General features: G+C 65.3%; 6 protein-coding genes. 1 reads left to right on the forward strand and 5 read right to left on the reverse strand.

Features of this window, described 5'->3' with window-relative positions:
• Positions 1 to 111: IS3 family transposase (locus tag RCF13_RS25280; RefSeq protein ID WP_180845006.1), on the forward strand; the 111-nt coding region annotated here is incomplete at its 5' end.
• A gap of 470 nt (positions 112 to 581) precedes the next feature.
• On the opposite strand, the gene RCF13_RS25285 is transcribed toward RCF13_RS25280, so the two are convergent.
• The 5 genes from RCF13_RS25285 to ahpC form a co-directional block, all read right to left on the reverse strand.
• On the reverse strand, positions 582 to 1,538 hold the full coding sequence (locus RCF13_RS25285; protein WP_134969130.1) for a transaldolase: 957 nt from the start codon (positions 1,536 to 1,538) through the stop codon (positions 582 to 584).
• 50 nt (positions 1,539 to 1,588) lie between these two features.
• The gene (rnk, locus tag RCF13_RS25290; RefSeq protein WP_134969131.1) at positions 1,589 to 1,993 is read right to left on the reverse strand and encodes a nucleoside diphosphate kinase regulator; all 405 of its coding nucleotides are present in this window, start codon (positions 1,991 to 1,993) and stop codon (positions 1,589 to 1,591) included.
• A gap of 123 nt (positions 1,994 to 2,116) precedes the next feature.
• Positions 2,117 to 3,079 carry a LysR substrate-binding domain-containing protein gene (locus tag RCF13_RS25295; RefSeq protein WP_049414506.1) on the reverse strand — a complete coding sequence of 321 codons (963 nt, stop codon included), beginning with the start codon at positions 3,077 to 3,079 and terminating at the stop codon, positions 2,117 to 2,119.
• An 85-nt stretch (positions 3,080 to 3,164) separates the two neighbouring features.
• On the reverse strand, positions 3,165 to 4,757 hold the full coding sequence (gene ahpF / locus RCF13_RS25300) for an alkyl hydroperoxide reductase subunit F (RefSeq protein WP_134969132.1): 1,593 nt from the start codon (positions 4,755 to 4,757) through the stop codon (positions 3,165 to 3,167).
• Positions 4,758 to 4,981: 224 nt separating this feature from the next.
• Entirely contained in the window at positions 4,982 to 5,545 is a 564-nt protein-coding gene (gene ahpC / locus RCF13_RS25305; protein WP_049436466.1) for an alkyl hydroperoxide reductase subunit C, read from the reverse strand.
• Between the last annotated feature and the right edge of the window lie 547 nt (positions 5,546 to 6,092).

Below are 6,092 nucleotides of genomic sequence, written 5' to 3' on the forward strand. Positions count from 1 at the left end.
GAAGCTGGGCTGGTGGAATACATCCAGTACTACAACGAAGAGCGCATCAAACTGAAACTGAAAGGCCTGAGCCCGGTAAAGTACCGGGAGCAGGCTCAATCGGCCGCCTGACCCCGTCCAAGTCTCGGGGGTCACTTCACCCTGGGGGCTCGGCCACGGCATCCATGCCGTGGACGGTCCCGCCATCTGTACCCGTCCCGCCTCCGATCATTTCCCGGTGACGGTGGGCGAGAGCGTGGGTTACTGACGAACTGAAGAAAAACAAAAAGGACGCGGCGTTTGCCGCGTCCTTTTTGTTTGATCCTGCAGTGCTTTCTGTAGAGCGGAGCCATGCTCCGCTCCAAGCAAGCGAAGCGCGCGACCCGCTGTTGCTCTTCTTTCTTTCTTCCGTGGCGGGCGGCCGCAGGAAACTGTCAGAGGGCGGGCGGGTTGGGTTCGCGGGAGTGTCCGCCGCATGGATGCGGCGGCCAAGCCTCCAGGGATGGATTCACGGCGTCTCCCGCGAACCCAACCCGCCCGACCCAGCACGGCTTTTGCTCTGAGCCCCCCGCCACGAGGGGCTCAGCCGTTGGCCGGAATCCTCACAGTGCCGCGCGGATCCGCTCGCGCAGCGCTTCCAGATCCTTGGCAAACGCCTCGATACCGGTTGCCAGCTTCTCGGTGGCCATCGGATCGGCCGCCAGGTCCGCCGCGAACTTGGCCGCATCGATCGGCGTCACCGCCGCGCCATCGGCGGCACCGGCCACCAGCTTGCGCGGCAGCTCGCCGTGGTCGGCGTCCAGCTTCTCCAGCAGGTCCGGCGAAATCGTCAGGCGGTCGCAGCCGGCCAGTGCTTCGATCTGCGCGGTCGAACGGAACGAGGCGCCCATCACCACCGTCGGCGAACCGCGACGCTTGAATTCGGCATACACGCCGCGCACGAACTTCACGCCCGGGTCTTCATCGATGGTGGCCGGGGCCTGGCCGTTGGCCACGTACCAGTCCAGGATCCGGCCGACGAACGGCGAGATCAGGAACGCCCCGGCTTCGCTGCAGGCCAGCGCCTGGGTCGGGTTGAAGATCAGCGTCAGGTTGCAGTCGATACCCTCGGCCTGCAGGATGCGCGCGGCTTCCACGCCTTCCCAGGTCGCGGCGATCTTGATCAGGATCTTCTCGCGCGGCACGCCGGCATCGGCGTACATCTGGATGAACTGGCGGGCCTTGGCCACGGTGGCAGCGGTGTCGTGAGCCAGGTCGGCATCCACCTCGGTGGACACCCGGCCCGGCACCAGCGTGCTCAGCAGCGCGCCGACGCCGATGGTCAGGCGGTCGGCCACGGCGTGCACCACGGCTTCGCGGTCGCCCGTCTGCTGGCGGCCCCAGGCCAGTTCGCGTTCGATCAGCTCGCCGTAGACCGGCAGGTCCAGCGCCTTCTTCACCAGGGTCGGGTTGGTGGTGCAGTCTACCGGCTGCAGGCGCTTGATCGCCTCGTAGTCACCGGTATCGGCAACAACCACGGACAGTTCGCGCAGCTGGGACAGTTTGGACGGGGTACTCATTACGGCTCCTGGGACAGGGGGATCGAATCGCGCGCGGTGCGCAGCGGTAATCAGGGGCGGTCGTTGTGGACCGCGGTCACGCGCAGGCGCAGCTTGCGGCCGCCGGGCGCGGTCCAGTCGATGCTCTGGCCGATCGAAAGGCCGAGCAGGGCACTGCCGACCGGGGCCAGCACGGAAACCCTGCCTTCATCGACGTTGGCTTCGCGGGGGAAGACCAGGGTCAGGACGTGCTTTTCGCCCGACACTTCATCTTCGCACTCCACGCGCGAATGCATCATGACGATGCCTTCGGGAATCTGGTCCGGTGCCAGCACGGTGGCCCGGTTGAGTTCTTCAGCAAGCGCGAGCGCGGCAGGCGTCTGGCTCAGCGCGGGAGATTCGAGCATGGCGTCCAGGCGGTCCATGTCGAAGGTAGAAACGGTGATCGACGGCGGCAGGCCGCTGGCGGTGTTCATGGTGACGCTCCTTGGTTGAAAGCCATGCAAAAGGCGGCACCTGCTGGCGCCGCCTGTCTGTATTGTGGGGACAAATGCGGCCGGAATCGACTCCTGCCGATTCCAGGCCGGTACGGCGGGGGCTCAGCCGTTCAGCGCGGGGCCGGGCAGGGCCGGTGCATCGCTGCCGGCATCGAGCGCCTCCAGCGTGAACAGCGCCTGCGGCAGACGCTTGAACTGGTCGGCCAGGTCCATCAGGAAGTCGTTCATGGCCGAGCTGCGGCGCCAGATCATGGCGATGCGGCGGCTGGGACGGCCCTCGCCGGTGAAGTCGAGCAGGCGGATGTTGTTCGAGCGCGGCACCGGCGGCTGCACCGACAGGCTCGGCAGCAGGGTGATGCCGACGTCGGCGGCGACCATCTGCCGCAGCGTTTCCAGGCTGGTGGCGCGGAATTCGGACTTCTCGTTGGCGCCGAACAGGCGGCAGACTTCCAGCGCCTGGTCGCGCAGGCAATGCCCGTCTTCCAGCAGCAGCAGCTTCTGCGTCGCCAGTTCCTGCACGTCCAGATGTTCGCGACGAGCCAGCGGGTGGCGACCGGAGACGGCCAGCAGGAACGGTTCCTCGAACAGGAACTCGGCATGCAGCTGGTCGTCGATCACCGGCAGCGCCAGCAATGCAGCGTCGAGCTTGCCTTCGCGCAGGCGGTCCAGCAGCACATCGCTCTTTTCCTCGACCAGCAGCAGTTCCAACTCCGGGAAGCGCTCGCGGATGCGCGGGATCACATGCGGCAGCAGGTACGGGCCGAGGGTCGGGAAGATTCCCAGGCGCACCGTGCCGGCTTCCGGATCGCGGCTGCGTCGCGCCGCTTCCTTCAGCTGTTCCACTTCGGACACGATCACCCGCGCTCGTGCTGCTGCTTCCTGGCCCGCCGGGGTCAGCATCACCTTGCGCGGTGCGCGTTCCACCAGCGGCAGGCCGAGCTCTTCCTCCAGCTTGCGGATCTGCGTGGACAACGTCGGCTGGCTGACAAAGCAGGACGCGGCAGCCCGGCCGAAATGCTTGTGGTCGGCCAGGGCTACCAGGTACTTCAGATCACGTAGGTTCATCCTTACACCCCAGGGGTAACGGACCGGCTGACGGCGTGGTTACCCGACAGGCAGACAATGTTCCCGGTGATCTGGGAACGGTGGATCAGGCCGCTTCAGCAACGGCACCGCTGCTGTTGCTCACCGACGAGCGGATCAGGTGGTCGAACGCGCTCAGTGCGGCGGTGGAACCGGCGCCCATGGCGACGATGATCTGCTTGTAGGGCACCGTCGTGCAATCGCCAGCAGCAAACACACCCGGCAGGTTGGTCTGGCCGCGGTCATCGATGACGATCTCGCCACGCGGCGACAGCGCCACCACATCCTTCAGCCACTCGGTGTTGGGCAGCAGGCCGATCTGCACGAAGATGCCTTCCAGCTCGACGCGGTGGGCATCGCCGCCGATGCGGTCCTTGTAGACCAGGCCGGTGACCTTGCTGCCGTCGCCGAGCACTTCGGTGGTCTGTGCGCTGGTCAGCACGGTGACGTTGCCCAGGCTGCGCAGCTTCTTCTGCAGCACTTCGTCGGCACGCAGGCTGGAATCGAACTCCAGCAGGGTTACATGCGACACGATGCCGGCAAGGTCGATGGCCGCTTCCACACCGGAGTTGCCGCCGCCGATCACCGCCACGCGCTTGCCCTTGAACAGTGGACCATCGCAGTGCGGGCAGTAGGCCACGCCCTTGTTGCGGTACTGGTCTTCGCCCGGCACGTTCATCTGCCGCCAGCGCGCGCCGGTGGATAGGATCACCGAACGCGACTTCAGCACCGCGCCGTTCTCCAGCTGCACCTGCACCAGGCCGTCTTCGCCGGCCGGCACCAGCGCACTGGCGCGCTGCAGGTTCATGATGTCCACCTCGTACTCGCGCACATGCTGCTCCAGCGCCGTGGCCAGCTTCGGGCCTTCGGTCTCCTTCACCGAGATGAAGTTCTCGATCGCCATGGTGTCCAGCACCTGGCCACCGAAACGCTCGGCGGCGATGCCGGTACGGATGCCCTTGCGCGCGGCGTAGATCGCCGCTGCAGCACCGGCCGGGCCACCGCCCACCACCAGCACGTCGAAGGCTTCCTTGGCGGCGATCTTCTCGGCATCGCGCTTGCTGGCGTTGGTGTCCAGCTTGGCCACGATCTGCTCCAGGGTCATGCGGCCCTGGTCGAACACTTCACCGTTGAGGTACACGGTCGGCACCGACATGATCTCGCGCTTCTCGACTTCGTCCTGGAACAGGGCGCCATCGATGGCCACGTGCTGGATGCGCGGGTTGAGCACCGCGGCCAGGTTCAGCGCCTGCACCACGTCCGGGCAGTTCTGGCAGGACAGCGAGAAGTAGGTTTCGAACCTGTACTCGCCTTCCAGGTTCTGCACCTGCTCGATCAGCTCGGCGGTGGCCTTGGACGGGTGGCCGCCGACCTGCAGCAGGGCGAGCACCAGCGAGGTGAACTCGTGGCCCATCGGCAGGCCGGCGAAGGTCAGGTGGATGTCCTGGCCCGGCGTGCCCAGGTCGAAGGACGGCACGCGGCCCTGGCCATCGCGCAGGACCTGCAGCGAGATCTTGTCCGACAGGCTCTCCAGGGTCTGCAGCAGGTCCAGCATTTCCTGCGACTTGGCGCCATCGTCGGCGTGCGCGGTGATCTGGATCGGGCGGGTCACGCGCTCCAGATAGGTCTTCAGCTGCGACTGCAGGTTGGCGTCCAACATCGGGTCATCTCCTGGCTTCAGGCAAACAGGGGGCGTGGCACCGCTGTAGAAGGTAGCGGACCAGCAGGGGGTAGGGGTGAACCCAAGACAGCGACCGTGGAAGGGGCTGGCTGGCCAAAGCTGGCGCGCGTTGGCTGTCTTGGGTTCACCCCCACGCCGGCGGGGGCACCGGCACGGGGATGAAGGCGCGTCGTGGCGTGGGGCCACGGCAGGCCGGTAATGCTTTAGATCTTGCCGACCAGGTCCAGCGACGGGGTCAGGGTCTTCTCGCCTTCCTTCCACTTGGCCGGGCAGACCTGGTTCGGGTTGGCGGCGGTGAACTGGGCAGCCTTCAGCTTGCGCAGGGTCTCGGACACGTCACGGGCGATCTCGTTGGAGTGGATCTCCAGGGTCTTGATCACGCCTTCCGGGTTGATGATGAAGGTGCCGCGCAGGGCCAGGCCTTCTTCCGGAATGTGCACGCCGAAGGCGTTGGTCAGCTGGTGGGTCGGGTCGCCGACCAGCGGGAACTGGGCCTTGCCGACGGCCGGCGAGGTTTCGTGCCACACCTTGTGCGAGAAGTGGGTGTCGGTGGTGACGATGTAGACCTCGGCGCCGGCCTTCTTGAACTCGGCGTAGTGGTCGGCCGCGTCTTCGATCTCGGTCGGGCAGTTGAAGGTGAAGGCGGCCGGCATGAAGATCAGGACGGACCACTGGCCCTTCAGGCTGTTGTCGGAAACCTTGATGAACTCGCCATTGTGGTAAGCGTTGGCTTCGAACGGCTGGATCTGGGTGTTGATGAGGGACATCATTTTTCCTCTGGTGAAGGGGAGTGGGTGAATCGACAGGAGCTAGGTTACCGACTCGCTGGCGATAAGAACAATCCATTGATTGCATCTATTTGATAGATGGAGTCTATCAAAAGGCCATGAGCCAGCACTGAACCATGCCGCTCCCATCCTGCAACTGCTTGTGTGGCAAGGAAAATCGCCCGGGATGTGTGAAGAGGGCTGATAGCCCCTCCTTATACCCTCTGGCGAAACCTGAACGGATTCCAGCTTTTTTGTAGCGTCGAGCCATGCTCGACGGTGGATCTGTAGAGCCGAGGCGCGGGGCGGGGGTTTCCCCCCCCCCCCCCCCACGGGGCGGCGCGGCCAAATTGACCAGTATTTAAAAACCCAACCCCCACACCGGCCCGGGGTAGCCCCCCCCCCAGGCCCCCAAATAAAACGCACCCAAAAAAACAATTATTTCCCCCCCCCTGGCCCCTGTTCCCGTTTCCAAAAAGACCCGGCGCCCCGGGTTATTGAACCATGACCATGAGGTAGAACCCGCCACCCATAAACCCCCCCCCCA

Origin of the sequence: Stenotrophomonas maltophilia group sp. RNC7 (genome assembly GCF_030910085.1) — a bacterium.
GTDB classification, from domain to species: domain Bacteria; phylum Pseudomonadota; class Gammaproteobacteria; order Xanthomonadales; family Xanthomonadaceae; genus Stenotrophomonas; species Stenotrophomonas sepilia.